The organism is Rivularia sp. UHCC 0363 (assembly GCF_034931125.1).
Lineage (GTDB): Bacteria > Cyanobacteriota > Cyanobacteriia > Cyanobacteriales > Nostocaceae > Rivularia.
Window position 1 is genome coordinate 1 of the sequence record NZ_JAYGHM010000081.1, and the last position, 26,389, is coordinate 26,389.

Genomic DNA, 26,389 nt, shown 5'->3' on the forward strand with positions numbered 1-26,389 from the left:
GTGAAATTGTTCGCCGCTTGAATAAATTTTTAAAAATTAGCGCGTTCATCCCAACTACAAACCAAAAAAAGTCTTTGCAACCCCAAAGTAAGGAAGAAGTTCCTTCAAAACAGGTTGAATATTTCCCCACAATGTCTTGCCAGATTCCACCGTTTTACTAGCAGTTTCTATCGTTTGTGCCATACGTTTCAGGTTTCCTGCTGCTAACTGTTTATCCGGTTCGGTTGCTTGAGTTTCTTCCTTTGCTGCACCAAGATATCTTAATGATTTTTCCTTATCCGCTTCTGGTAATTCGGGTGTGGATTTTAATAACTCTTCAATCTGCGCCAGCATTTGGATAACATCGGCTTGGGTAAGTTGTTTTTCATTCGCTTGATTAACATTAGCTTCCATTTGCTGATTGCTGCTATCTCTAGCTATTTGTAAATTACTGCCATCAACATTACCGATGCTGATACTTTGAGAATCTCCATTAGGATTATTTGTCATTGTTCTTACCTGTTCTATTTGTGTATTTGAATAAAAACTAGGACGTTCTAAAGCCGTCATCACCATGTTTTCTAAACGGTGAATTTGATTATCTTTTTCTGCTAAAAGTAATTGAATTTCCCTTTCTGGTAAACCTTTAATTTGATTATAAGTTTCAAAATATTGACCGCTTAATTCAGATTTATCAGCTTCCGGTGCGGTTTTAGCGCGGAGTAAAAATTTATCTTCTCCTCTTTTCTCCATCGCGACAATTTCTAATTCCGCATCGGGGTTCTTTTCTGCTAATTCTTTAAATGATATAGCTATCGCGCGGGGGTCAACACCTTGGTTATGATAAAGGTCGAGGGTGTCAAATATTGGCTGGATAAAATCAGCAAAATCCCCATCAGAAAAACTTTCTTCCCAATTATCAGGTTTACGTCTGGGAATAAATCTGTGTTGGTGATTGGGTATGAAATCAAAATACTGGTGTTGGGTTACGACGCAATATCAATTATTGGTTAATGATTAAATATTTTTGTGCGTCTAACCCAACCTACTACTTAAATTATTAGTTCGTAGGTTGGGTTGAACAAAGTGTAAGCGGAGCGTTCTCGCAGAGTAACCCAACACAATTTGAAAAACTCAACGAAATAATTCAAATGAAAATAAATATTAAACATCTAACGAAACAATTCGCTTCATCTCTGTGTTGGCAATTGCGTATGAAATCAAAATACTGGTGTTGGGTTACGACGCAATATAAATTATTGGTTAATGATTAAATATTGTCGTGCGTCTAACCCAACCTACTGCTAGGTATCCCCCACCAAATTTTTCCGTTTACCCCACAACATAAAGGAGACGTTGCACTGCAACGTCTCTACATCAATAATTCATAAAAATTATTCATTCACTAAATAACCCACAATCAGTTATTATGAGCGAATAAATTAGCTTATATCATCACACTTTTCTGTTCAATATTCCCCGCCAAATTGATGCAAACACAACAAAAATCGGCGCAAAAGCCCAGCATTCGTCCTCAAAATCCTAATTTCTCTTCAGGTCCCTGTTCTAAGCGTCCTGGTTGGTCTTTGGAAGCGTTAAATGATGCAACTATAGGTCGATCGCACCGTTCTAAGTTAGGTAAGGCAAAGTTAGCGGAAGTCATTGAGTTATCTAAGGAAATTCTTCAAGTTCCTGATGATTATCGATTGGGTATTGTCCCCGCTTCGGATACGGGTGCGGTGGAAATGGCGATGTGGACTATGTTAGGACAACGCGGTGTTGATGTTTTGGCATGGGAAAGTTTTGGTAAGGGTTGGGTAACTGATGCAGTTAAGCAGTTGAAGTTACAAGATATCAATACTTATGAAGCCGATTATGGGCAAATTCCCGATTTATCGGTAGTTGATTGCGATCGCGATGTGGTATTTACCTGGAACGGTACGACTTCTGGGGTAAAAGTTGCTAATGGTGATTGGATTAAAGATGACCGTCAGGGGTTGACCATTTGTGATGCAACTTCCGCCGTTTATGCGATGGAAATTCCTTGGCAAAAGATTGATGTTTTGACTTATTCCTGGCAGAAAGTCATGGGTGGTGAAGGCGCTCACGGTGTAATTATTTTATCACCAAGGGCGGTTGAAAGATTAGAAAGCTATACTCCAGATCGACCTTTACCAAAGATTTTTCGCTTAACTAAAGGTGGTAAATTAATTGAAGAAATCTTTGAAGGTTCGACAATTAATACCCCATCAATGCTGTGTGTAGAAGATGCAATTGATGGTTTGAAATGGGCGAAATCCATCGGTGGTTTATCGAAGTTAATTGAGCGTTCAAATAATAATTTACAAGTTTTAGAAGATTGGGTTGCTAAATCCGACTGGATTGATTTTCTAGTAGAAGATAAATCGATTCGTTCCAACACTTCTATTTGTTTGAAGATTGTTGACGAGTGGTATAAATCTTTATCAAAAGAAGAACAAGCAGCCAAAGCCAAAGAGTTAGTATCTTTGATGGCTAAAGAAAAAGTAGCTTACGATATCGGTTCTTATCGTGATGCACCTCCAGGTTTGCGGATTTGGGGTGGTGCGACGATAGAATCTAAGGATATGGAAGCTTTAACTCATTGGTTAGATTGGGGATTTGGTCAGTTGAAACAGTAGGATTTTTCGTTTGTACGGAAGATGGGGAGACGTAGCAGTGCTACGTCTCTACATTATTGGTTGGTAGGGAATTTAAGATATTTACAAACAGCTATTACACGGATGGTTTGCGCTTCAAAACCTACTGTGGGAAATTACTCAGAAATTCACAAAACTTCTTCCGGGTTATACCAACTTGAAACCGTATCATACTAGTAGTTACGGCGGAAAATGCTTCTTTAAGATATTGCAAACAATTTATGAAACTTAGCTTTTTGCAGCGATAAATATTTTTAAAATTCCTGACTATAGGGTGTGTTTGTAGAAAAACAAAAAACAGCGATGAGTAGGTGAAAGAGGAGAAATAAATGAAAGATTCTACAGCAGTTCCTTCAGATTTTTCGTTAGAAGAATGGATACATAATCCACTGAAAGATGCGGAAATTACACAAGATTTCTTAATACAAGATTGGATGGAAAACTCGGAAGATAAATCAAAATCATTCGATAAATTAGACCGAACTTATGAGGAAGTTGAGGAAATCTACGAAATCGAATGGGTGAATGAACAGTTAGGAGAACAAAAGGCTTTAACACTTAAGCAAAGAAAAATTTTAGGGAATCTCTACTATTATTGGAGGAGTTATAAAGACTCTAGAGAACAAGGTGGAGAAGTGTATAATCACGTACCATGTCGCACCAAAATACAAGGGCGATCGCCAGACGTTGCTTATATCACACCGCAGTTGCTCAAGCATTTTGGTGAACTTGAAGTGTTCCCTCAAAGTTTTCCATTGGTCGCTGAAGTTGCCTCTCCTACTGACTTAGCGGAAGAATTGATTGCTAAATCTCACGAATATTTGCGATCGGGAAGCGAAGAAGTTTGGTTAATTTTCCCCGAAAATCGTTGGATTATTATCATCACGGAAAATCAACGACTCGTATTCACTTCTGGGGATATAGTTTATACTCAAAGATTACTAAATGGCTTTAGCATTGGTGTTGATGAATTATTAGGATAAGGAAAATAAAGTTAGGAGTCAAGAGTCAAGAGTTAGGAGTTAGGAGTTAGGAGTTAGGAGTTAATAATTAATTAATTGAAAGTTATAAATATCTGTAAAAAGACTAACATTAACTTTCGATAAAAATGCTATTAATAGCCCACGCAGGTGGGCTTTGTTCTTGTAGCCCCACCCTTCGAGGGTGAGGGCATTATTTTCGATAAAAACGCGATTAATAGCCCACGCAGGTGGGCTTTGTTCTTGTAGCCCCACCCTTCGAGGGTGAGGGCATTATTTTTAACTCCCAACTCCCAAATATTACTTAAACCCCAAAATTTCCGAAACCGCTGCAACAATATCAAGATAAAAATTACCCTGTACTGCACGAAACAATTCAAATTTAGTATCAGGTGCGCCGAAAAACGGTCTTAAAAACCATCCTAACTGCATACCTACAAAGCCGTAAAGCAGCAACCAAGACCTCAAAATAGTTGTACGAGTACCCTTACCAACTTCATCTTGTTGAGAAAGTAACTGCATTCCATCGTAAAGAAATTTAACCCCAAATGAACCCGTAACACCGAAAATCAACACATTAAGTATTTTGAAAAATTGGTAAGAATCAGGTGTCGTAATTAGAAAGAATAACGCGACTGGTGCAAAGCTGAAAAGCAATACACTTATTACCGATACCGCAGTAAGTAATACTACAAAATGCTGTTGTAAACTGCTGCGAGAACCGAATAAAACGTTGAAAAAGAACAAAGTTGGAAAACAAATCATCAGCGACAACAAATAGAATGCAGGTAGCTTAATAGCGCTAGTTAATGCTTGCATCCAGCCGTGAGAAGCACCAACAATTGCCCCATAAATTGCAAAGAAAATAGAGCTAGAAACCAGTAGAGAATTAGTTTTACTTTGCAATCTAATTTCCTGACGAATTTCTTCTAGAAAGCTTTGTCTATCCCGCAATAGGCTTAATAGAACATTAAAATGTTTGTTCCCTTTAAATTCAGTTTTATTTTCCAGCATTTGATTATCTTGATTCATTGTTTTTATTTATTACAGGGATTATTAGAGATTTTATGAAAACTTAGATTATTAGCAGCTTAATTTTTAATCTAAAATCTAAAATCTAAAATCCAAAATTATATTTAACTAAATCCCAAAAGGTGAGCTAAAGATTGAATAATACTTAAATAAAAGTTGCCTTCTCTTTCACGAAATAATGTAAAAGGTGCTGTTGGAGTACCAAAAAACGGTCTGAGAGTCCATCCTAATTGACTACCAACAAAAGCATACAAAAACAACCACGATCGCAATATTTTACGACGTGTCTTACTATTCTCACCATCTTGTTCTAAAACCACTTTTGCAGCTTTGTACAAGGAAGAAACCCCGATAAATCCTGTAGCGGCAAAGATAATTACATTTAACAGAATTAAAAACTGATAATTACCAGTACTAAGCATGAAAAATAACGTTATCGGTGCAAAGCTAAATAATAAAACGCTCGTTACCGAAACCGCAGTTAAGACTAAAGCAAAATACTGACCAAAAGAACGTTTATCACCAAAAATTATGTTAGCGAAATACAAAGTAGGCAAACAAATTAACAACGTAATTAAATAAAGCGCCGGTAACTTTATAGCAGAAGATAAAGCCTGCATCCAGCTATGATAAGCACCGATGATTGCCCCATAGATAGCCAGAAACAACGAACTACAAACTAATAATGAAATTATTTTAGTTTGCAATCTCACCTTTTCGCGAATTTCTTCTAAAAAACCTTGCCGTTCTCGTAGGGAATTAGTTAATACAACAAAGTAATTATTAGCTATGGATTGCTTTTGCATAATTTGATGTGATAAATGTAATTTATTTTTATGGATAGGGAATAGGGAACAGTAAGAATAAATTAATAACTTTCAACTCTTAAGTAAGTGGATCAAACTAAATGTAAAACCTCACCTTGCCTCCTGCTTCCCTCTCCTTGATAAGGAGAGGGATTGAGGGTGAGGTTTTATCTTATATTTAATTGCGTTTACCTACTTAATTCCTAACTCCTCATTCCTCATAATCATTCCCAGAGCCATACTTCCAAGCATCAACCCAACGATGCCAATAATATTGATAGTTACTTGGTAGATTCTTTACCCACGGTTCTAACATTAGACTTACATAAAACAACACAGAGTAAACACCTAAGTTAATGTAATGTCTTGTCCAATCTATTAAAGTTATTAAACCAACCTGGGGAATAATTTTGATAATTAAACCTGGATGAGCTAAACTAGTTTTTAACAGCGTTTTTGTTAAACCTCCAAACTGCACCACGTCTTGTAAAAATGGTTTGAGTACTGGTTCTCCTAACTGTTGCATTTGAGCAAATACTGCTGATAACAACTCATTAATTTGATTTAGCTCAATTTTTTGATTTACATCCACACTCATCGCTTTTTGAAATAACCAAGTAACTGTTAAACTCGGTTGATATGGTTGCAGTAATGATAGCGATGTTGCTGATAATTGATTAGTTTGTAAAGCTTCATCAACAGCCAAAGTTAAACGCTTGAGATTTCGCATCATGGCCCCAAAACCACCAAAACTTAAAGGTGATTGATTCCCGCTACTATCACCGACTGGTAAAATGCGAGAGAATGGTGTTTTTAAAGGACTTTGACGATAGGAAGGGAAGAAACCAAACAACGCTCGTTTAAAGTCAAGCTGCTGTAATTTTACATCTTGATATTCTGGCATCAAGCGTAAATATTCTTCAAAAAATGCTTCTAAACCAATACGCTGCGGTTCTGCATCCATATAGGTAAACATATAAGTTGTTCTACCGTCTTTTGCAGGGAAAGCTTCCCAGAAGTACTGACACTGGTTTTTAATTTCAGTGAAAGATAACAACAAGTCCCCACTGTGGTTTTCCGGAAAACCTGAAGCACAAGTTCCCACGACCATACACAACGCATCCGGTTTGACTCCTTGACGTATTTGTTGGGTAATCGGTGAAAAGTTCCCCATAGCGTCAATTAATAATCTACTTTTAAACTGATTGTTTACCACTACTCCATCAGGATGCACTACTGCTTCAGTAAAAGGTTCATTTTCAAACAGCTTTCCTCCTCTTTCTAGAAATCGCTGTTTCAAAGTTTCGAGTAAATAAACTGGATATACACCGATATTAAGAACATTTTCTACCCACACTTCCGTACCCGCAGTAAAGCTAACTCTCGCTGGATTATACTCAGTTACTATTGCTTGATCTAACTCTTCAGAGGTAAGCAAATCTAATTCTAAAAGTACTTGTAATTCGTGACGAGATATATTCCATTCTTGTTCTCTACCTCGTAAAATTCCTCTTTCAATTACCGCAACTCGCAAACCTCGTGAAACGATCGCACAACCAATTAAAATACCTAAAGTACCCCCAGAAATCACAACATCCCAATCGACAATATTTAAAGTTTGGGGATTTTCTTTCACCACCATCGGTAGGGGTGCATTTCCCGATTTTAAGGATGTTAATATACTATCTGCGCGACGCAATCCCCCTAAGACATCACCTGGTAATTGCGACAAAACTTCCTGTGTTAAAGACATAGTTATGATTTGGACTAGTTTATCGAGGCTGTATATATTTAATTTTCTTACTTTTGATCGCAATTATGCGAAAATGCATCGCGCTTATTTTAAATATCGAGTGAAATTTGATAAATATATGCTTCTAACGGTGTTAACTTTGACCGCAAAACTCGATCTCTAATTAACATGACGTATAATTACTGAAAGATGTTGTTCAATATACAGTTTAAGAAAATTTCTCAAGATATTGTTCTATCTAAAGATTGCTAATTTCAACCAATGAACGACTTTGAGACCTTTGTTAACCTGCTTTTTTACTTTCAGTATTCTCAAATCTACTTTAAAAAAAATTTATTTTTTATGAGAACATATAAAGAAACAGTAAAGCTGAGCGGATAAAGGTGTAAGAAGAAACAAAAAAGATTATTGTAAAAAACGAACCAGTTAAAAATAATTTTCATGACTTTGATGCCTGTCTAAATAATATTAATTAAACAGTATTTTGATATTTATGAAAATAGCTTTTATCGTAGACAGATTTCCAGTTTTATCAGAAACTTTTGTAATCAACCAAATCACGGGATTGATTGATCGCGGACATGAAGTACATATTTATGGCAAGCAGACTGACGATAATAAACTGCATCCAGATGTGGAAAAGTATAAATTAATTGAACGCACCCGTTACTTACCTGAAATACCTAAAGATTATTTGTGGCGTTTATTTAATGTACTTTATTTGTTCGCGAAAAACTTTTCTAAATTTTATCCAGTTTTACTGCGTTCTTTGAATATTTTCAAGTACGGTAAACGAGCCGCTTCTTTAAGATTGTTTTACTCAAGTTTACCTTTTTTAAATGCACCTCAGTACGATATTATTCACTGTCAATTTGGCAGACAAGCAGTTTGCAAATTTGGTCCTTACACCTATGAGGGTGTAGTGTTGCGGGAGATTGGTGCAGTTACAGGAAAGTTAATTACTACTTTTCGTGGATACGATATCAGTTGGTACGTACAGAAGTATGGAGAAAGAGTTTACGACGAATTATTTGAAAAAGGAGATTTTTTCTATACCAATTGCGAATTTTTTAGACAGCGGGCAATTCAACTAGGATGCGATGCAAATAAAATTGTCGTTCACGGTTCGGGGATAGATTGCGATCGCTTTACATTCAAAGCTCGATATCCCGATGCTTCCGGCTTAATTCGGATTGCGACAACCGGACGTTTAATAGAAAAAAAAGGTATAGAATATGCGATTCGTGCAGTAGGTGAAGTTGTAAAAGTTTATCCTCATATTGAATTTAATATTATTGGTGATGGTGAGTTAAAAGAGCATTTTATTAACGTAATTAAAGAATTAGATATTGTTGACAAAGTTCATTTAAAAGGATGGAGAAATCAAAAAGAGATTATCTCTATTCTCGATCAAACTCATATTTTTGTTGCTCCCAGCGTCACGGCTAGCGACGGCAATCAAGACGCTCCAGTTAACACTTTAAAAGAAGCAATGGCAATGGGTTTACCAGTAATAGGAACCCTTCATGGTGGTATTCCCGAATTAGTTGAAGATGGGGTTTCTGGGTTTTTAGTTCCTGAGAGGGATGCATCAGCTATTGCTCGTAAATTAATTTATTTAATCGAGCATCCTGAAACTTGGCAACAAATGGGTTTATCCGGTCGCAAACAAGTAGAAACTCACTATGATATCAATAAACTCAACTCTGAATTAGTGGAAATATATCAACAGGTATCGGGTAATGATAATTTGCATTCATCAGTAGAAAAAACCCTCGTTTCTTCTACAAGTCCCAAATACATACAAGTAAGTCGGCACAAATAAACCCAAATCAAAATATAAATTAGCTTCAAACCTTGTCCCCATTCCCCATTCCTAATTACAATTTTCAACCCTGACCTACTTAAATATACAAATCAAGGATTAAAATATGAACTCCAAACCAGAAGTAACTATCATCGTTGCACCAAGAGAACGTTTCAGCTATACTCGCGAATCTTTAGAAAGTATTTACGAGCATACACAGGTACCATTCAAGTTAATTTATGTCGATGGGGGTTCACCTGCTCATATTAAGAATTACCTGGAAAATCAAGCCACCGAAAAGCAATTTCAAGTAATTCGTACCGAACACTACCTTTCTCCCAACCATGCAAGAAATCTTGGTTTGCGTCAAGTAGATACCAAGTATGTAGTTTTTATAGATAACGATGTGGTGGTTACTCCCGGTTGGTTAAAAGCTGCGGTAGATTGCGCGGAAGAAACCGATGCAGTCGTAGTTAGTCCGCTTGTCTGTCAATACTTACCGCTACACGAGGAAGTACATTGCGCTGGTGGTGAATCGGGAATCAAGGTAGAAAAAAGCGACAATACAACAAGAAGACGGATGATCGAAAAGATTTTCAAGCAAGGACGAAAAGTTGCAGATGTGCTTCCTAATTCCCAGCGTCAAGAAACCGGATTGGCGGAATTTCACTGTATGCTGGTACGCAGGTCAATCTTTGATCGAATCGGTTTGCTTGATGAAGGTCTGCTGAATACGAAAGAACACGTAGATTTATGTATCTTGGTCGCAGAAGCAGGTGGTAAGATTTATCTGGAGCCAGACTCTTTAGTTACTTACGTACCCGGACCACCTTTAGAATGGTCGGATGTCGGGTATTATATGTTGCGCTGGAGCGACGGTTGGGAAATGGCTAGTTTGAAAAGATTGCGCGAAAAGTGGAACTTGACCGAAGACCAGTATTTTAAAAATAAATATAAGCGGTTGGGATGGCGCAGAAAAATGACAATTATCGACCCCATCACTCAGAAACTCGGTTTCGGTAATCGGTTCTTATCCAAGGTAGCCGGTAAAGTATTAGGTAAAGCAGATAGAATGCTCAATAACTATATTACTAGCAGCTACGCTCGCAAACACCTGTCCCAGGACTCAAATCAAACTCCTCCCAATCAACCACCGAAGTCTGCAATTACAGCTTCATCGCAAAGTTAATTATCTAAAAAACTTCACACCGTCCTCCGTACACCCCTCTACTTACCAAGGAGAGGGGAAGGGGGTGAGGTTCCGAGATTAATTAAAAAAACTTTAAAACCAAGGGTGAAAATATTGGAAAAAAATAAATTTAAAAAATATCAACAATACGAAGTAATTTACACTCCAGAAAGTTTACTAAGACATCCTTCCAGATTATTTAAACAAATGTGGCTGGATTTATTAGGTTCTCGCGAACTAGCTTGGAGGCTGTTAGTAAGAGATATTAGCGCTCAATATCGTCAGTCATTTTTAGGAATAATTTGGGCTTTTATACCACCCATAGTTATGGCTGTTGGATTCACTCTTGCCAGTCAAGCTAAAGTGATTAATATTGGAGAAACTGATTTACCTTATCCAGCGTATGTCATGTTTAGTACCGCTTTATGGCAAACTTTTGTTGAAGCGATTAACGGTCCGGTAAAAGCCGTAACGGAAGCTAAGCCGATGCTAGCGAGAGTTAACTTTCCCAGAGAAGCATTAATATTAGCAAAATTAGGCGAAGTGTTTTTTAATTTTGCGATCAAATTAATATTAATTATAAGCTTATTTATTTGGTTTCGCGTTCCTATTACTTGGACGGTAATTTTAGCACCAGTTGCTTTGATTCATCTAATTTTTTTAGGTACCTTTATCGGTGTTTTACTATCACCTTTAGGAGTTTTATATCAAGATGTATCCAAAGGATTAAGTCTACTAACGAGTTTTTGGCTGTTTTTAACTCCTGTAGTTTATCCAGTTCCCACCGAAGGACTTTTCGGCAGTATAGTTAAGTTAAATCCCGTTACTCCCTTACTCGTAACAACGCGAGAACTTGCAACCACAGGAATCGTATCGGAACCCGTCGGATTTTGGATTGTTAGTATTATTGCTATAGTGGGATTATTTGTAACCTGGGTCGGTTTTCGTTTAGCAATGCCTTTTGTGGTGGAGAGAGTAAGTTCTTAAATTATGACTAGTTTAATAAACAGAAAAGTTGATACCCAGTCTGAAGAAAGTGAAGTTGTTATTTCAGTTAAAGACGTTTCTAAAAAGTTTTGTCGGGATTTAAAACGTTCTTTATTTTACGGTTTACAAGATATTGCAACTGAAGTTACGGGTGGAAAAAGAAATAGCGATAGTTTACGTAAAAACGAGTTTTGGGCGCTCAAAGATGTTAGCTTTCAACTCCACCGAGGGGAAGCTCTGGGGTTAGTGGGTTCTAATGGTGCGGGGAAAAGTACCATTTTACGAATTATCAGCGGTTTAATTAAACCCGATACTGGAACCGTAAAAGTAAGAGGTCGAGTTGCTCCTTTAATTGCATTGGGAGCCGGTTTTAATCCGATTTTATCGGGACGGGAAAATATTTACGCTAATATGTCAATTTTGGGTTTAGAAACCGCAGAAATTGAGAAAAGGTTTGACGAAGTTGTCGAATTTGCGGAAATTGCCGATGCGATCGATGCACCAGTTCAAACTTATAGTTCGGGGATGGCTGCACGATTGGGGTTTGCTTGCGCCGTTCACATCGAACCCGATATATTACTAATAGATGAAGTGCTGGCTGTAGGTGATATCAAATTTAAAATGAAGTGCCATCGCAAGCTATCGGAATTACGCAAAAAAGGTACGGCGTTTATATTAGTTACTCATAACTCCCATAGCATTTTAAATATATGCGAAACTTCTATTTTTTTGAAGAAAGGTCAGTTGCTTGCTTCTGGAGATACTGAAAAAGTAATTCGTACTTATGAAGAAGATTTGTGTTTGAGCGGTAAGGAAAATGCTTTGGGAAGAATGGTGATGCCACCTAAGCCAAGAGAAAAAAGCAACGGCTTAGATATCGTTTCGCTATGCTTTAAAGATGAAAAAGATAAACATTTAGAAAATTTATTTACTGGCGAACCAGCATATTTGAGTGTAGAATGTAAATCTTACGAGCATATTAATGGCGCTAATTTAGGTATGTTAGTTACGGCATTATCTGGAGGGGAAGGTCTAGTTTTATATATGACATCCGCTAGCGATAATACAGAATTAGAAATCCCCATAGGTAAATCTGAAATAAGGATGTATATACCCTACTGTTCGATGATTCCCGGCGTGTATAGCGCCAGAATCTACATTCGTAATGGTGTATATTCCTATGATATAGTTGAATCTTTTCGATTTACCGTTAAGACTAATATAACTATTAGTAGATGTCAATTTTATCAACCAAGAAAATGGCAGGTTGTACCTGGTGAGAGCAATATCTAATTGATTGATCGTAACTTTCGCAAAGTTGATAAATTATGAATATTCTATACCCATAGAAGGAAGACATTTGAGCGTCAAAGATGAGAAAAGAATGTAAGCGTAAATTAATTTATTGATTTAGAAAACTAAATTGTTTTTTCGTAATTATCTAATTAACAAAGTTGATTTAGATCTATAAAAAAACCTTTTGCTAACTACAATATTGATCTGACGGGTGTATTTCAAATGACCAATCCTTTACTGAGTATAATTATTCCGACCCATAATCGTCCTCAACTGGTAATTCGAGCAGTAAAAAGTGCTTTAGAGCAAACGATGGAGGATTTAGAGGTAATTGTTGTTGATGACGCTTCTCAAGTGACTCCAGAACTACCTCAAGACAGCAGAGTACGGATGATTAGACTACCTCAACCTAGCGGTGGGGCTGCGGCTCGTAATGTCGGTACCAAGGCAGCTTGCAGCCGTTGGATAACCTATTTAGATGATGATGATAGGCTTCTTCCCCATATGGCTAAAGTGTCGTTAAAGGCTTTATCGGAAAAGACTAAGAGTCCTGTAGCAGTTATTTCCGGCTTAGAAGTCGTTGATGCTCAAGGAAAAATATCCCACAAACGAATACCGCCAAAGTTACGCAAACAAGGTAATCATTTCTTTTTAGAAGAACTAGAACCAGGCTATTCATACAATACCAAACAGACCTTGGTAGTGGAGCGGAAAGTAATTGAACAGATTGGTGGTTGGGATGAAACATTTCGCTCGCGAGTTCATTCAGAACTATTTCTACGGCTAAATCCAGCCTGTTCTATCATCGGTCTACCCGTGATGACTTACCAGCTTACAGCCCATGAAGGAGCCAGAGTTTCGCGTGATGTCCAATTGCGTCAAGAAAGTTTCCAACGTTTGATCGGAAAGCATAAAAGTCTATTCAAAGCCCATTCTCAAATGTTTGCTCATTTTGTATACGACCAAGCTATTATGTCCCAGAAACTAAATCAACACAGTGCTGCAATTTCTAATTTATTATGGGCAATGCAAATAAACCCTGTTTACACCTGCAAACGATTAGCTAGACCTACTTATTACAGAATTTTCAAAAGGTTTCCAGTCGAATATACCTTATAGAATGGGTTATTATTGATACATTCCAAATTATCATGATATTTATCAATGTTATCTATGGGTGTATTTAGCAATTTTTCAACATATTTAATTCAGTATAAAAATGCAAAAGCTCGTTTCCATAATTATTCCCTGTTTCAATGCTCAGAGGTGGTTAGCAGAAGCAATTGATAGTTGTTTAGAACAAACTTACCGTCGTATCGAAATAATTGTAATCGATGATTGTTCCACCGATGATTCGATGGAAATTATTAAAAGCTATGGAGATAAAATAATTTGGGAACGTCTGACTGAAAAAAGGAATGGAAGCTATGCAAGGAATCGAGGCTTGGCTTTATCTAAAGGAGAATATATTCAGTTCTTGGATGCAGACGATTTTATTTTCCCGAAGAAAATAGAAAGACAAGTAAATTTCTTAGAAGAAACAGGAGCAGATGTTGTTTACGGTGATTGGAGATATCAAGGACATCAAGACGATGAGGTAATATTTCTCGATCAAATAGAAAAGCCTGGAACGCAAACAGATATTCTGCAATCTTTACTAGAAAATTGGTGGACTGCTGTCGCATCATTATTTTATCGCAGAACGGCTGTAGAGAAAAGCGGCGGATGGGATGAAAGTTTATCCGCAGCGCAAGATAGAGACTTTTTTATTTCAATAGTAATGAGCGGTGCAAAAGTTGTTTATCAACCGGGCTGTTATTCAATATATAGAAGATACGGTAACGTTACAGTCTCAACAGCTTCAAAACCGCGTTGGGTAGAAAATCACTTCAATGTTCTACAAAAAGTAGAAAAAAGACTTTCACAACAAAATAAGCAGATTCCAATTGATTATCGTCGTGCTTTAGCACAAGGTTATTTTGAATTAGCTAGAGATTATATTTACATAGATTACTCGCAGTACTTACTGTTGTTAAATAAATCTTTAACTCTTTGTCCCGACTTTAAACATAAAAGTTCAAGAACAATTTATAACTTAGTTCAAAATATTTTTGGATTTCGCTTGAGCGAACAATTGTTTCATCGTATATTGCTTTTACAAGCATTTATAAATTCTAAAATTGATGCCTCTACTTCAAAAAGAATCCAGTCAAATTCTACTGTTGATTGTGACAATGCCGATAATTGCGTAGTACAATAATCTTCACTCAGGATTAGGGAAACACCAATGGATAGAGGAAAAATAGTTGCCGTTATTACGGGTATATTTTCGATACTTTTAGCTGTTATTTACCTTGTAATAGTCCAAATCCTCGACTTTCGAGGGGAAATGAAACCAGCACCCATGAGTCAATTAGAAGCACCTTTAGTGGCTAATTTTGATGGGGAGACAAGGGGATGGGGAGATGGGGAGATGGGGAGACAAGGGGATGGGGAGATGGGGAGATGGGGAGACAAGGGACAAATAACTCCTAACTCCTAACTTTTAATATTTAATCCAAAATCCATTCACGAAGTGTGTCCGTTCATCGAAGATGTTCCCGTTCACCGCAAGGTGTCCCGTAGGGAAGGGTAGGACATAATCTAAAATCCAAAATCGAATAGCTTCCTATATTAACGATACAACCTCAAGCTCGTTGAATCCCGTTTGTTCGTCAAAGGTTCTGAAAAAAGCGAAATCATCCGCTATGCCGATCGCAATTTCGGCGGTAGTGTAGATAATGCAGCCATCACTGAGGTGTCCGCCAATAACTTTACCATGACGGTCGGCGATCGCGATGTGAAGATGTACCCCGGTGGTTGCGATCGTACCGTTGAGCGAAAGGATTTCAAATTTCTCGGTTAATACTGTATTATCGTCGCGATCGGCAAACCGAATTGTTGCTTGTTTCAAACTACCGATCGCACTTAAGATAAATCCTGCTTGAATATTTTGTTCGAGTGCAAAGTTTTTTAAACTTTTTCGTAAATCTGCATTTGATTTAAGTCTAATCGGAAACGCTTTCATCAGTTTTGAAAAATTTATAGTCAGGAATTGAATCCTTAATTAAATAGAACTACTTAAGCTCTTAGTTTACGCTTTTGATCGTACCATTTCAACTCGACTGAACTTACGCAATACCTAATCACCAATTGTTAAAGTAAATTTGACCTCCGAGGGGCTTGACCCCTTAATAATACTTTAGATACTCATTTGAACGTTATTTACTTGAAAATACCAGGACTTACGCAAAAGTGACGAAATTACGTCATTACGAGCGTTCATCGAAGATGTTCCCGGAGGGTAGCGACGTAATCTTCCTAGATGCTGGGATTGCTTCCCTACAATGCGTTCCGGTCGCAATGACAAATTCTGGTTGCGTAAGTTCTAAATACAATTATCTATAGAAATTCGGTTTCTTTATAAATTAGAAATATTCTCAGTAAGTTTACGGAAGCGTATACAATAAAACGTTTTTAGAATATACGCAAAAGCTTCTCGTTAATATTATCAGGATGCGACATATGGCAGAACTGCTGCCTCATTGCCAAAATCTCAAAGAACAAGTAGATTCTATCTTACAACTTTTGCAGCAAGAACCGTGTGCGGCTGCTTGTGACGTGACCCCAACTCAAACTTCTCTGAGGAAAGCAATCTCTCCCAAGTTTGAAATCGTGTTTGCGGGTGCGTTTAGTGCTGGTAAGTCAATGTTAATTAATGCGCTGTTGGAGCGGGAATTGCTTTACAGTGCAGAAGGACACGCTACTGGTACGGAATGCAAAATAGAGTACGCACATCCGGAGAATGAGCGAGTTGTTCTGACATTTTTAAGTGAAGTAGAAGTTCGAGAACAAGTTTTTTGTTTATGTGAACAGTTGTTACTCTGCAAAGTTGAGAATATTAATCAAGAAGATACGATTGAATTATTGCGTCAAGCGTGTGAAACTATCATCCAACAAGAAGGTGGTGAAAGTAAATCCGAACGTGCAAAGCAAGCAAAAGCCTTGATTTTATTATTGTCAGGGTATGTCGCAAATCGCCAGCATATCCATACGGTGAATAATGCGACTTATTCTATGGAAGAGTTTAACTTTAATAACCTTAAAGAAGCTGCTGGATATGCTCGTCGCGGAAGTAATAGCGCGGTTTTAAAGCGAATTGAATACTATTGCAATCATCCGTTATTAGAAGATGGCAACGTAATTATTGATACTCCCGGTATTGATGCTCCGGTGGAAAAAGATGCTCAGTTGACTTATACAAAAATTCAGCATCCCGATACTTCTGCGGTGGTCTGCGTCTTGAAACCCGCTTCGATGGGTGATATGACCAAGGCTGAAACTCAACTTTTAGAAGTAATTCGCAATAATCCTGGAATTAGGGATAGAGTTTTTTACGTTTTCAATCGGATTGATGAAAGTTGGTACAATACCGACTTGAGACAACGACTGGATAATTTAATTACTACTCAATTTCATGATAGCAGCAGAGTCTTTAAAACCAGCGGATTGTTAGGATTTTACGGTAGTCAGATTAAACAAACAAGCGAAAAAGATCGGTTTGGTTTAGATTCTGTTTTTGCTGGAAAGGTTAATCAAACAAGTAATCAAATAAATAATACAGCAGAATTAAAGGAAGAAACTCCGCAATTTGTTTACGAATTTCTGCGTTATTGTACTGCTTCTGGTAAGCTATCTGCCGATAAGTTTCGGATTTCTGTTAATAATTTTGAAAGTCAGAATCAGAACTATATTAGAATTTTATCAGAACAAGGAACCTTATTAATTAATCAACTGATTCAAGATAGTGGTGTTGAGGAATTTAAAACAGCGATTAACCGCTATCTTACTCAAGAAAAACGTTCCCAACTATTTAAAAACTTGGCTGACGATTTAGAAGACGTTTGTATCCAACTGAAGAAATACTATCAGGATATACAGCGAGATTTAGACAGTCAACCCCAGGAAATTGAGGCAATGAAAGCCCAGGAATTGCAGCGTCTCAATCAGCAATTACAGCAAGTAGGAAATGATTTTCGGTGTCATATTGCAGCCGAAGTTAATCAGGTGGTAACAAATGCCTGTGATAGTTTTGAAGCCGATTTTAAGCAATTGCGATCGCGAATGATTCACCGTTTGGATGAATTATTAGATACTTTCTCTGTTGCCGATACTTATAAACGTGCAACCTTGAGTCATCCTCGTAATGCAACAGCACCTTTGATTGCCATTTTAGTAGAAGCGCTATATTATTTAGCAAATCAGTTGGAAGATATTTTAATCGAGTCTTCCGAGGAAATTGTTGCTCATTTCTTTCAACGTTTAAATGAAAGAATTAGTAAAGCTGAATATTATCGTCAACTATACCGTTTATTAGGTAATGATGGAGGTTTAGAACTAGAGTTACGCAAGTTAGAAAAGCAGATTTCTCAAGCTTTAAAAAATGCAGCACGGGTAGAGTGCGATCGATTTGTCAGAGAAAGTCCTCGATTTTACGATGAAGGTACTTTTTCAATATATCAGTATCGCCAAACTTTGCAGCAAACTTCTCAAGGTTACGATTGTGAAAGCATGGTAGAAGCTGAACCTGCAATTAAGCAATTGTTAAAATTAGATTTTGAGCCAAAAGTCAGCCTAACTATTCGCATTACATTTCGTCAAACCATCAATCAAAGTTTTAAAACTCAGCTTTTACCAATGGCTGAAATCAAGAGTGATGAAATTTTACAGCAGTATCCCCAAGCTCGTGCTTATTTAGAGCAAACATTACAAAAAGAAGCTCAAGAGAAGATTGCACAAAACAAACTACTTTTAGATACTGTTTCCGAAAAAATTGCTACCTTCAATCAATCGACCTCCGGTATCAACCGTTGCTTGGAAGCAATGCAGCTATACGAGCATTTATTACCTACTATTGAGTCAGCACATCCAGAAATAGTCGATCGTACATCATTTGAAAATAACGGTGTAGCTCAAACTGTAGTCCAAACTATAGAAGCTTAATGATTGATGTTGTGTCTGTGACAGAGATATTAGCGAAATATTGGTAACTTAATTGAAACTTATCGTAAAATAATTAGAAAAAAATGAAAACTAAATTCAAACCTTTGAGTTGTAATGACGGTGATGTTTTATCTTACAAAGGTCGTTTGCTCAAATTTAGCCAGTTTAAGCAACAGTTAGAAAATGAGTTGTGGCAAAAAGTCAACTATCTGCTCACAAAAGAAAATGATGGTTGTCATAGCAGAGAAAGAATATGCGATTTAATCAATACTTCTTTTAGTTCCTGCAACATTAGCGTCAGTTTATCTTCCTCGGAAGAAGGAAATGATTGCGAGATTCTCCGGCTTGGTGCTAATAATTGGCAAAAAGGAAAGATTAGAAACCAATCATCTATAGATTTTTTACCGAACGACCAAGGTTCTAGTAAAGTAGCTAAAATTCAGTTTAACTTAGAATTTCTACCTGAAGAAAATGAAGTTCAGCAGCATCAATTATCTTTTGATGATATGATGTATGCTGCATAAAACATTAAATATTTTCATCAAATTACCTTAAATATTTCTGTCTCTGTGACAGATAATTAGCCAGACATCATCTCTTTCGCATCAATAGGGAGATGAAAAATTAGCGACGAATTTGCACTCATAGAAATTGCGATCGCGTAAATTCTGCACAAATCTAAATATTTAAACTTAAGTATGCATCATAAACTTGAATCTTTAACTGAAGATAGCTTTATTATATTAAATGACGTTGTTTTTAATCCCGATCAAATTAGAAACACCATTATTCAAGATTTTAAACCCAGAAAAAATGATTTGAATTTTTGTCGCAAAAACATATTTCTGAAAAAGTATTTTCGAGAAGTAAATAACCAGGGAATATTTAATCGCATCGAATGGAAGTTTTGCTTAAAACAAGATGTTGAATGCGAAATCATTACATTTGATGAAAGACAAATAGGTACACTAGTAATTAAAGTTATTTTAAACTTTTATACACATTATGATACATTGAATGAGGAAAATTATCATAGCGAAGATTTTGAGCTAAAAATTTTGCTAAATTATTCTCAGCCATTAGAAATTGAAGAAACACCTGAAAAAAATTATATTAAAACAATATATTTCAAAAATATCAATGAGCAAAAAACCGCGTATTTCTATCCCATCAGCAGTGAGAAAATATGTGTTTGAACGCAATAATTACCAATGTCAAAGCTGCGGTAAACGTGAGGAAGAAAGCAGTTTAACTATCGACCATATTATTCCCTTAGCGCGTGGTGGTTCAAACGATATCAGTAATTTACAAACTTTGTGCTTTACCTGTAATTGTCAGAAGACAGATAATATTGACGATCGCTTTCGCCGTTATTTTACTTAGTTGTTATCTCTATTCTCGTTCCCAGGCTCTGCCTGGGAATGCCTTATGGGAGGCTCTGCCGACCGTATATAAAGAAGGCAGAGAGAGCCTTTAGAGATGCGTTCCCAGCCGGAGACTGGGAACAAGGAACAGCCGGAGACTGGGAATAAGGAACAGCCGGAGACTGGGAACAAGGAACAAGCTTATCACCAGGGAGCGAGACGCTCCCACTACAAGATTTCGCTCATCTTTAACCATCCAAACACTTGATTGGGAGTCAGAGTTAATTCAATTTCTGGTAGTACTAATAAAATGTCTTCTCCCTGCAACAGTACGGGTTGTTTTCCTGATTCAAATACCAAAATACTTGAATCATCTGGGTCAAGAAACCACCCCAAACTAGTACCATATTCCAAACAATGAAGAATATTACCGATAACTTTATTCGGTTTTTGATCTGGTGAAAGAATTTCAATCGTCCAATCTGGTGGATTTTCAAAGTTATCAGGAACGTTACCATCAGCGGTAAAAGCGATGTTATCCCATTTAAATACCGCTATATCCGGTATTATAGAGCGTCCTCCAAAGGTACAGCGCAATTCAGGAAATGCATAAGCAATTTTTCGATCTTCTACTTTTAGGTTAATTGCAGTGCAGAGTTTTCCCTGTAAACGGCTATGTCTTCCTTTTGGCATAGGTTTTTGAATAATTTGACCGTTAGTATACTCGCTTGCTGGTTTAGTTTCCGGGAGTTGAAGGAATTCTTCTAGGGTTAGCGGTTGGATGGTTGTAACCATGACTTTTGCTGGGGAGGGAGTGTTGATAGTTTAGCTTTTTTGATATGTGGGTGTTTTGGAATTGCGATCGCGCTTTGGGGTGATTGTAAAAATGTAGGGGTTTAGTTTGTAGCTTGGGTTTGGCGCATTTATAAACATGGTTTTCAACAAAGAATAAATATTACAACATAATCCAACATTGCATTGTTTATCCACAATATTAATGTTGGGTTACGACACGATTTCTCGTTACAATTTTAATTTGGTTTTCATGTTTAACCCAACCTACAAACTAATTATTTTTCTAACCCGCGCAGGCGGTGAATCTAGTTGGCGGTGTCGGTTTCCGTCCCGCCAAACTAGTGAACCCGGAGGGGTTTTGCTTGTGTAGCTGCGGTTTCAACCGCCAGGTAATTCAATGTACCAACCACATAATGAAGGTGCGTTACGCTCCACGATAACACACCCTACAAAAAAAGACGTTGCACTGCAACGTCTCTACATAATTAATGGGTTTTATTTTAAACTATTGCGGAATTTCTAATCTAATTGACTCAACCAATGACTAACATCAACTTTTAATCTTTGTCCCAATTTCAAAAGTTGACGCAATTGATTTTTATCTTGATCTTTCATAATTTCAGTAATACATTTAGGCAGTATTGAGGCGTGGAGACAATTAAAATATAGTTCTTGAGAACGTTCTAAAGACATACCTAAGTTTAAACGTTCTTCGACTTCAATCAATTTTTCTAAACGCTGCATTTGAAAATCAAAACTACCGTTGGTATCGTGCAATAACTCCCATAACAAACGCAAACTCAATCGCTCCAGTATCTGCTTACCCTCAAACAAATTCAAATGACAGCGCAAATGTTTCGCTTCATTAGCGATCGCCTCTAATTCTACCAGGTGATTCCAAGCTAACTGCGTTTCGTCAATATCCTGTTCCAGAGTACGCAATGAAGTCATACACCGATATTCTAAGGCAATTTCTGCCGCTGCCTGTAATTCTTTGGGTGCTTCTAATCCATCTCGGTGGAATGCCATCAACACTCCGTAATTATCGCGATACATCTGGGTATAAAGTTGGTCTACTCTTGTTAAAGTTTCCTGACTCAATAACCGCATCAAGCGATGACGTTCTTCAGCAAAAAGATTTTGTAAATTAAACGATTCTTCGCCAAATAGCTGAATCATCATTAAGATAGTATGAGCCGCACTTCCCTGCTGCAAGGCATTTAACAGTTGATCTTTGAGTTTAGTGTAAGCTCCTTTCCCTTCAAAGGGTTGTATGCAGCAGTGGAAATCCCAACCCCCCAAATGCAACACGGCGAATGTCAGTTGCTTACTTTCCCAAGTAATTTCAGAAACTAACTTTAAATGTCCTACCGCTAACGTGAGAGAACCCAAACGTTGCAATTGAAAGTCTAATTCGTTCGCTGTATAGCAATAAACCTGTTTTTGATAGATATGCGAATCATTATTTTGTTTAACGTCAGGTGCTGACACTTTTTCTACAGGTTGATGTCCGCTAAATAAAGATGTAATCGCGTAGTGCGCTGCAACTTGTTTGAAGGTGATCTGAGCAGTTAACACTAATTGACGATAAACCTCAGCCCCCGTCTTAAAACTATCAATATTGGTTGGGGCTTTATCAAGTCTTTGTAGAAAACCCGATTCTAACTGTACCCCCGCGACTTCTGCGGCTAATTCCATAGCGCGGGAAGCATAGCGGAGAATTTGGGTTCCTTCGGGACGGGAAAGTTCTTCAAAAAACCATCCGCAACTGGTAAACATTAATAATGAATGACGCTGCATTTCTAATAAACGTAAAGCGTCTACCTGTTCTGATGCTTGTAGTTTATGCTTTTGATGGCGATTGAGAAAGCTGGAAATATTCTTAGCACTGCGGTCTAAGACAACTTCTATATAGTCATCTCGCGTTTGCCAAGGGTCAGAAAAATACTTGCTTCCTTGTTCCTGGTATACAACTGCCAGCCGATCGCGCAGCCAATTAAGAGTATCTCGTAAAGGTCTGCGCCATAATAAATGCCAATTCGGCGCACCACCGCAACCACAATCATCTTGCCAGCGATCAACACCGTGGGCGCAACTCCAGGCTGTGACCGGCTTTAACTCAACTTCCCATGTGGGAGTATTTAAGCTCAGATAGTGAGCAAAATTAGTTACCGTCCAACCCCGATGGGGGAATTCTTGAGTAAAAGCATAAGCTAAAGTTTTTTCAGTACCCTTTTTATGGTGTCCGAAGGTTTCCCCATCTGTCGCTACCGAAATCACTTGAGAAGATCGGCGATCGCCGCGAACTGCTGCACCGATACGTCCGGCAAAGTGACTGGAATTATAGACTACATCGCTAAAGCCCATGTCTCGCGAAATCGGTCCATCATAGAAAAATATATCAATATATCGGCGTTGCGACTCATTTCCAGGTAAATAACACCGATAAGCACGAGTGGGATCGATTTGACTTCCCCCGACTTCGTGCCATTCAGATTCAGAATCTTCAGATGTCGGGATTGGACGACAACGCTCAGCTTGGGAAGGTGCAAGTACAATAAAGCGAATCCCTTCTGAAACTAAAGCTTCTAAGGTTGGGTAATCGACAGCAGCTTCAGCCAACCACATTCCTTCGGGATCGCGTCCGAAACGGTTGCGAAAATCTGCTTTCCCCCAGCGAATTTGCGAATATTTATCGCGTTCGCTAGCCAAAGGCATAATAATGTGATTGTATACTTGCGCGATCGCGTTACCATGACCGTTCAAGCGATCGCTACTTTTGCGATCTGCGTCAATAATTCGCTGATACACATCAATATCGTAGTTTTGCAACCATGACATCAAGGTTGGACCGATATTAAAGCTCATATACTCGAAATTATTGACGATCCCCGCCACATTACCATGCTCGTTCAAGATTCTGGCAAAAGCATTAGGACGATAGCACTCATGGTGAATTCGTTCGTTCCAATTATGAAACGGTGCAGCACCCTGTTGACGCTCAATCGCATTTAAATAAGGGTTTTCCCGTGGGGGCTGATAGAAATGACCGTGTACCGTTATATAAACCCCTGTAGTCGTATTTAAGGGGTTGCCATTGCGGGGATCGGTATTTTCATTTTGAATCAAGTTTGCACCAACAGAAGTCGGTAACTCAGCAGCAGTCATGTAGAGTTATTCCTTTTTAAGATAAACTTACGCTTTTGGCTGAACACAATCTAATATCGTTTTCTTACAGGACGGACGGTATTCTCAGAAATTTTAGATGAAAATTTTACACAAATAATCTAATTTTAATTTGTTTGGGTACTGTAGCATCGGCATTTGCATTCCGGCTTATGTTAAATGCCAATCAGCGATTTATCAAAGATTACTTTAATCATCAGAAGCAAAATTTTTTCTCCGGTAGTCTGAGAAAAATTTTAATTCTCTTTTAATACATTAAAACTCATTTTTAGTATATGGTATTTTGATCTTTTTTTGATTTTTGCTAAAAAGATGGCTTAGGTTGTATAAAACGTTATGTTATGTTATTAATCCTGAGAAAAAATCAAAACAGTGAAATCTCGGAATCTCCCAAGTATAGGCTTTAGAGTATCTTAGAGTTTGGTCGCCGTCGTCTTAATATATTCAAAGTGATATTAAGCATCGATCAAAGCATAATAATGAAGAAATTAGCGTTAATTCAGCTGATATTTTGTCGCAGCTTCTTCAGGCAAAAATCCTTGTTAGACAAGACTTGCGGCGACTAACCCACATCAACTTCAGGTGAAAAATGTCTGGAAAAAAAATTGTGTTTGTGTCTCTCCTAGCTCTTGTTCCCGTTTCTTTAGCGGCAAAGTATCTCGGATGGGGAGACTTGATTATATTCATTTTGTCTGGATTAGCAATAATCCCGTTAGCAGCTTGGATGGGTACAGCCACAGAAGAAATCGCAGTAGTAGTAGGACCTAATCTTGGCGGATTGTTAAATGCTACCTTCGGTAATGCTACAGAATTGATTATTGCCATAATTGCGCTGAGGGCTGGTTATGTAAACGTAGTCAAAGCAAGTATTACTGGTTCTATAATTAGTAACTTGCTGCTAGTAATGGGATTTTCCATGTTTTTAGGTGGAATCCGCTACAAAGAACAAACATTTCAATCAATAGTAGCCCGGATGAATGCAGCAGCCATGAACTTGGCAGTAATTGCAATTTTGGTTCCGACAGCGGTGAACTATACCTCAGAAGGAATTAGCGAGATAACTTTGCAAAACCTCTCCCTTGCTGTATCCATAGTTTTAATAGTCGTCTACTTGTTAACATTAGTATTTTCCATGAAAACTCACTCCTACTTGTATGATGTAGGCGTGGTAGAAACGGAAGCAATGGCAACCCCCGAAAGTAAACCAAATCTAGTATTATGGGTTGGAGTATTATTTGTCTGCACTCTTTGTGTAGCCTATGAGTCAGAATTATTAGTTGATTCTTTAGAAGTAGCTACATCAAAACTTGGTTTAACAGCATTATTTACAGGCGTAATTATAGTACCAATCATTGGTAACGCCGCAGAACACACCACAGCAGTTACCGTCGCAATGAAAGATAAAATGGATCTTTCGGTTTCTGTAGCCGTCGGCTCTACCATGCAGATAGCCTTATTTGTTGCACCACTTTTAGTAATAGTCGGAAAATTCATCGGACAGCCGATGGATCTAGACTTTAATCCTTTTGAATTAGTAGCGGTTGCTGCGTCGGTATTGATTGCCAACAGCATTAGTTCCGACGGCAAATCAAACTGGTTAGAAGGTACTTTACTTTTGGCAACCTATGCTGTACTAAGTTTTGCTTTCTTCTTCCATCCAGTAATTGAAGGAATCGGATAATACGAGTTAGGAATTAGGAGTTAGGAGTTAGGAGTTAGGAGTTAGGATTTAGGATTTAGGATTTAGGATTTAGGATTTAGGATTTAGGAGTTAAGAATTAATATTTAAGAGTAGTGCGAGCATCTTGCTCGCTGTTTAACTTCCCCATCTCCCCATCCCCACATCTCCCCATCCCCTTGTCTCCCCATCCCCCCATCTCCCCATCCCCACATCTCCCCATCCCCTTGTCTCCCCATCTCCCCATCTCCCCATCTCCCCATCCCCCCATCTCCCAATCTCCCCCCAACGGGTACTGTAAAGTCCTATTGCACTGAAATACGCTGTAACTAGGAAATCGTAGTTCATGGAGGATGAACTATTACCACAGATAATTTTTTTGTCTGTGGTTTTTTCTGAAATTAGGATAACATCTATAAATTATTGGAGTATTGGAGTAAATTCGGGTAACTTTAAAAGCTATTTCCATACAGAGGCAATTGCTTAACTATCTAGATAAGGTGTAACTAAGGATTTGTTATGGAAGAAAAGATCGACCGAGAACTACCCATGATATTGCAAGCAACTGCCATGAATAGATTACCTACTCTACGTTTTGGGGACAGAGGTAATTCTGTCAGAATTTTGCAACAGCTTTTGATTTCCAAAGGTTATCCCATTGGAATTGATGGTGATTTTGGTGTTTTGACAGAAACAACAGTCAAAGCTTTTCAAAGTCGCCGTGGTTTAACACCAGATGGTATTGTTGGTTCTAGAACTTGGCGAGCATTGTCGAGTTGAAAATTAATAGTAAGTACTCGTGCAAAATAAATTAAAC

At 37.8% G+C, this 26,389-nt stretch carries 23 protein-coding genes; 15 read left to right on the top strand and 8 right to left on the bottom strand.

The annotated features are described in order from the left end of the window. Nucleotides 1–54: 54 nt before the first annotated feature. Nucleotides 55–732: a hypothetical protein gene (locus VB797_RS30275; protein ID WP_323241480.1), complete on the bottom strand. Its 678-nt coding sequence runs from the start codon at nucleotides 730–732 to the stop codon at nucleotides 55–57. 737 nt (nucleotides 733–1,469) lie between these two features. Between VB797_RS30275 and VB797_RS30280 the strand changes: the two genes are divergently transcribed. After that, nucleotides 1,470–2,639 carry a phosphoserine transaminase gene (locus VB797_RS30280; protein ID WP_323241481.1) on the top strand — a complete coding sequence of 390 codons (1,170 nt, stop codon included), beginning with the start codon at nucleotides 1,470–1,472 and terminating at the stop codon, nucleotides 2,637–2,639. Between the two features lie 347 nt (nucleotides 2,640–2,986). After that, nucleotides 2,987–3,640 carry a Uma2 family endonuclease gene (locus VB797_RS30285; RefSeq protein ID WP_323241482.1) on the top strand — a complete coding sequence of 218 codons (654 nt, stop codon included), beginning with the start codon at nucleotides 2,987–2,989 and terminating at the stop codon, nucleotides 3,638–3,640. Between the two features lie 297 nt (nucleotides 3,641–3,937). On the opposite strand, the gene VB797_RS30290 is transcribed toward VB797_RS30285, so the two are convergent. The 3 genes from VB797_RS30290 to VB797_RS30300 all read right to left on the bottom strand — a co-directional run bounded on the left by VB797_RS30290 (nucleotide 3,938) and on the right by VB797_RS30300 (nucleotide 7,228). Next, nucleotides 3,938–4,669, bottom strand: coding sequence for an actin-binding WH2 domain-containing protein (locus tag VB797_RS30290; protein WP_416350953.1), 732 nt, complete (start codon nucleotides 4,667–4,669; stop codon nucleotides 3,938–3,940). Nucleotides 4,670–4,773: 104 nt separating this feature from the next. Continuing rightward, nucleotides 4,774–5,475 (bottom strand): actin-binding WH2 domain-containing protein, encoded by a 702-nt coding sequence (locus VB797_RS30295; protein ID WP_416350954.1) that lies wholly within the window; start codon nucleotides 5,473–5,475, stop codon nucleotides 4,774–4,776. Nucleotides 5,476–5,686: 211 nt separating this feature from the next. Beyond that, the gene (locus VB797_RS30300) at nucleotides 5,687–7,228 is read right to left on the bottom strand and encodes an FAD-binding oxidoreductase (RefSeq protein ID WP_323241483.1); all 1,542 of its coding nucleotides are present in this window, start codon (nucleotides 7,226–7,228) and stop codon (nucleotides 5,687–5,689) included. Nucleotides 7,229–7,721: 493 nt separating this feature from the next. Between VB797_RS30300 and VB797_RS30305 the strand changes: the two genes are divergently transcribed. The 7 genes from VB797_RS30305 to VB797_RS30335 all read left to right on the top strand — a co-directional run bounded on the left by VB797_RS30305 (nucleotide 7,722) and on the right by VB797_RS30335 (nucleotide 15,049). After that, the gene (locus tag VB797_RS30305; RefSeq protein ID WP_323241484.1) at nucleotides 7,722–9,053 is read left to right on the top strand and encodes a glycosyltransferase; all 1,332 of its coding nucleotides are present in this window, start codon (nucleotides 7,722–7,724) and stop codon (nucleotides 9,051–9,053) included. 106 nt (nucleotides 9,054–9,159) lie between these two features. Beyond that, the gene (locus tag VB797_RS30310) at nucleotides 9,160–10,224 is read left to right on the top strand and encodes a glycosyltransferase family 2 protein (RefSeq protein WP_323241485.1); all 1,065 of its coding nucleotides are present in this window, start codon (nucleotides 9,160–9,162) and stop codon (nucleotides 10,222–10,224) included. 207 nt (nucleotides 10,225–10,431) lie between these two features. Next, complete coding sequence (locus VB797_RS30315) at nucleotides 10,432–11,211, top strand: ABC transporter permease (RefSeq protein WP_416350955.1); 780 nt, start codon at nucleotides 10,432–10,434, stop codon at nucleotides 11,209–11,211. A gap of 3 nt (nucleotides 11,212–11,214) precedes the next feature. After that, nucleotides 11,215–12,504, top strand: coding sequence for an ABC transporter ATP-binding protein (locus VB797_RS30320; protein WP_323241487.1), 1,290 nt, complete (start codon nucleotides 11,215–11,217; stop codon nucleotides 12,502–12,504). A gap of 225 nt (nucleotides 12,505–12,729) precedes the next feature. After that, on the top strand, nucleotides 12,730–13,626 hold the full coding sequence (locus VB797_RS30325; protein WP_323241488.1) for a glycosyltransferase family 2 protein: 897 nt from the start codon (nucleotides 12,730–12,732) through the stop codon (nucleotides 13,624–13,626). A 100-nt stretch (nucleotides 13,627–13,726) separates the two neighbouring features. After that, entirely contained in the window at nucleotides 13,727–14,767 is a 1,041-nt protein-coding gene (locus tag VB797_RS30330; protein ID WP_323241489.1) for a glycosyltransferase, read from the top strand. 27 nt (nucleotides 14,768–14,794) lie between these two features. After that, nucleotides 14,795–15,049: a hypothetical protein gene (locus tag VB797_RS30335; RefSeq protein ID WP_323241507.1), complete on the top strand. Its 255-nt coding sequence runs from the start codon at nucleotides 14,795–14,797 to the stop codon at nucleotides 15,047–15,049. Between the two features lie 126 nt (nucleotides 15,050–15,175). Here VB797_RS30335 and VB797_RS30340 read toward each other — a convergent pair whose 3' ends face one another. Further along, nucleotides 15,176–15,574 carry a PPC domain-containing DNA-binding protein gene (locus VB797_RS30340; RefSeq protein WP_323241490.1) on the bottom strand — a complete coding sequence of 133 codons (399 nt, stop codon included), beginning with the start codon at nucleotides 15,572–15,574 and terminating at the stop codon, nucleotides 15,176–15,178. 497 nt (nucleotides 15,575–16,071) lie between these two features. On the opposite strand from VB797_RS30340, the gene VB797_RS30345 reads away from it, so the two are divergent. From VB797_RS30345 to VB797_RS30360, 4 genes are all read left to right on the top strand, one after another. After that, nucleotides 16,072–18,549, top strand: a complete 2,478-nt coding sequence (locus VB797_RS30345) for a dynamin-like GTPase family protein (protein ID WP_323241491.1) — start codon at nucleotides 16,072–16,074, stop codon at nucleotides 18,547–18,549. Between the two features lie 83 nt (nucleotides 18,550–18,632). Continuing rightward, nucleotides 18,633–19,073 (top strand): KGK domain-containing protein, encoded by a 441-nt coding sequence (locus tag VB797_RS30350; RefSeq protein WP_323241492.1) that lies wholly within the window; start codon nucleotides 18,633–18,635, stop codon nucleotides 19,071–19,073. Between the two features lie 174 nt (nucleotides 19,074–19,247). After that, nucleotides 19,248–19,745 (top strand): hypothetical protein, encoded by a 498-nt coding sequence (locus tag VB797_RS30355; RefSeq protein WP_323241493.1) that lies wholly within the window; start codon nucleotides 19,248–19,250, stop codon nucleotides 19,743–19,745. Continuing rightward, on the top strand, nucleotides 19,690–19,932 hold the full coding sequence (locus VB797_RS30360) for an HNH endonuclease (protein ID WP_323241494.1): 243 nt from the start codon (nucleotides 19,690–19,692) through the stop codon (nucleotides 19,930–19,932). Before VB797_RS30355 ends, VB797_RS30360 begins: the two co-directional genes overlap by 56 nt. A gap of 209 nt (nucleotides 19,933–20,141) precedes the next feature. Here the strand turns inward: VB797_RS30360 and VB797_RS30365 are convergent, their stop codons facing one another. Beyond that, nucleotides 20,142–20,708, bottom strand: a complete 567-nt coding sequence (locus tag VB797_RS30365) for a Uma2 family endonuclease (protein WP_323241495.1) — start codon at nucleotides 20,706–20,708, stop codon at nucleotides 20,142–20,144. Nucleotides 20,709–21,227: 519 nt separating this feature from the next. Then, nucleotides 21,228–23,876, bottom strand: coding sequence for a DUF3536 domain-containing protein (locus VB797_RS30370; protein ID WP_323241496.1), 2,649 nt, complete (start codon nucleotides 23,874–23,876; stop codon nucleotides 21,228–21,230). 607 nt (nucleotides 23,877–24,483) lie between these two features. Between VB797_RS30370 and cax the strand changes: the two genes are divergently transcribed. Next, entirely contained in the window at nucleotides 24,484–25,575 is a 1,092-nt protein-coding gene (gene cax / locus VB797_RS30375; protein ID WP_323241497.1) for a calcium/proton exchanger, read from the top strand. 97 nt (nucleotides 25,576–25,672) lie between these two features. On the opposite strand, the gene VB797_RS30380 is transcribed toward cax, so the two are convergent. Beyond that, nucleotides 25,673–25,843: a hypothetical protein gene (locus tag VB797_RS30380; protein WP_323241498.1), complete on the bottom strand. Its 171-nt coding sequence runs from the start codon at nucleotides 25,841–25,843 to the stop codon at nucleotides 25,673–25,675. 248 nt (nucleotides 25,844–26,091) lie between these two features. Here VB797_RS30380 and VB797_RS30385 point away from each other — a divergent pair, with 248 nt between their 5' ends. Further along, nucleotides 26,092–26,352, top strand: coding sequence for a peptidoglycan-binding domain-containing protein (locus VB797_RS30385; protein ID WP_323241499.1), 261 nt, complete (start codon nucleotides 26,092–26,094; stop codon nucleotides 26,350–26,352). Nucleotides 26,353–26,389: the final 37 nt, after the last annotated feature.

Coding starts and splice junctions, on each gene's coding strand:
- VB797_RS30275 (WP_323241480.1), bottom strand. CDS start 732: ATGGAGAAAAGAGGAGAAGATAAATTTTTACTCCGCGCTAAAACCGCA.
- VB797_RS30280 (WP_323241481.1), top strand. CDS start 1,470: ATGCAAACACAACAAAAATCGGCGCAAAAGCCCAGCATTCGTCCTCAA.
- VB797_RS30285 (WP_323241482.1), top strand. CDS start 2,987: ATGAAAGATTCTACAGCAGTTCCTTCAGATTTTTCGTTAGAAGAATGG.
- VB797_RS30290 (WP_416350953.1), bottom strand. CDS start 4,669: ATGAATCAAGATAATCAAATGCTGGAAAATAAAACTGAATTTAAAGGG.
- VB797_RS30295 (WP_416350954.1), bottom strand. CDS start 5,475: ATGCAAAAGCAATCCATAGCTAATAATTACTTTGTTGTATTAACTAAT.
- VB797_RS30300 (WP_323241483.1), bottom strand. CDS start 7,228: ATGTCTTTAACACAGGAAGTTTTGTCGCAATTACCAGGTGATGTCTTA.
- VB797_RS30305 (WP_323241484.1), top strand. CDS start 7,722: ATGAAAATAGCTTTTATCGTAGACAGATTTCCAGTTTTATCAGAAACT.
- VB797_RS30310 (WP_323241485.1), top strand. CDS start 9,160: ATGAACTCCAAACCAGAAGTAACTATCATCGTTGCACCAAGAGAACGT.
- VB797_RS30315 (WP_416350955.1), top strand. CDS start 10,432: ATGTGGCTGGATTTATTAGGTTCTCGCGAACTAGCTTGGAGGCTGTTA.
- VB797_RS30320 (WP_323241487.1), top strand. CDS start 11,215: ATGACTAGTTTAATAAACAGAAAAGTTGATACCCAGTCTGAAGAAAGT.
- VB797_RS30325 (WP_323241488.1), top strand. CDS start 12,730: ATGACCAATCCTTTACTGAGTATAATTATTCCGACCCATAATCGTCCT.
- VB797_RS30330 (WP_323241489.1), top strand. CDS start 13,727: ATGCAAAAGCTCGTTTCCATAATTATTCCCTGTTTCAATGCTCAGAGG.
- VB797_RS30335 (WP_323241507.1), top strand. CDS start 14,795: ATGGATAGAGGAAAAATAGTTGCCGTTATTACGGGTATATTTTCGATA.
- VB797_RS30340 (WP_323241490.1), bottom strand. CDS start 15,574: ATGAAAGCGTTTCCGATTAGACTTAAATCAAATGCAGATTTACGAAAA.
- VB797_RS30345 (WP_323241491.1), top strand. CDS start 16,072: ATGGCAGAACTGCTGCCTCATTGCCAAAATCTCAAAGAACAAGTAGAT.
- VB797_RS30350 (WP_323241492.1), top strand. CDS start 18,633: ATGAAAACTAAATTCAAACCTTTGAGTTGTAATGACGGTGATGTTTTA.
- VB797_RS30355 (WP_323241493.1), top strand. CDS start 19,248: ATGCATCATAAACTTGAATCTTTAACTGAAGATAGCTTTATTATATTA.
- VB797_RS30360 (WP_323241494.1), top strand. CDS start 19,690: ATGAGCAAAAAACCGCGTATTTCTATCCCATCAGCAGTGAGAAAATAT.
- VB797_RS30365 (WP_323241495.1), bottom strand. CDS start 20,708: ATGGTTACAACCATCCAACCGCTAACCCTAGAAGAATTCCTTCAACTC.
- VB797_RS30370 (WP_323241496.1), bottom strand. CDS start 23,876: ATGACTGCTGCTGAGTTACCGACTTCTGTTGGTGCAAACTTGATTCAA.
- cax (WP_323241497.1), top strand. CDS start 24,484: ATGTCTGGAAAAAAAATTGTGTTTGTGTCTCTCCTAGCTCTTGTTCCC.
- VB797_RS30380 (WP_323241498.1), bottom strand. CDS start 25,843: ATGGGGGGATGGGGAGATGGGGAGATGGGGAGATGGGGAGACAAGGGG.
- VB797_RS30385 (WP_323241499.1), top strand. CDS start 26,092: ATGGAAGAAAAGATCGACCGAGAACTACCCATGATATTGCAAGCAACT.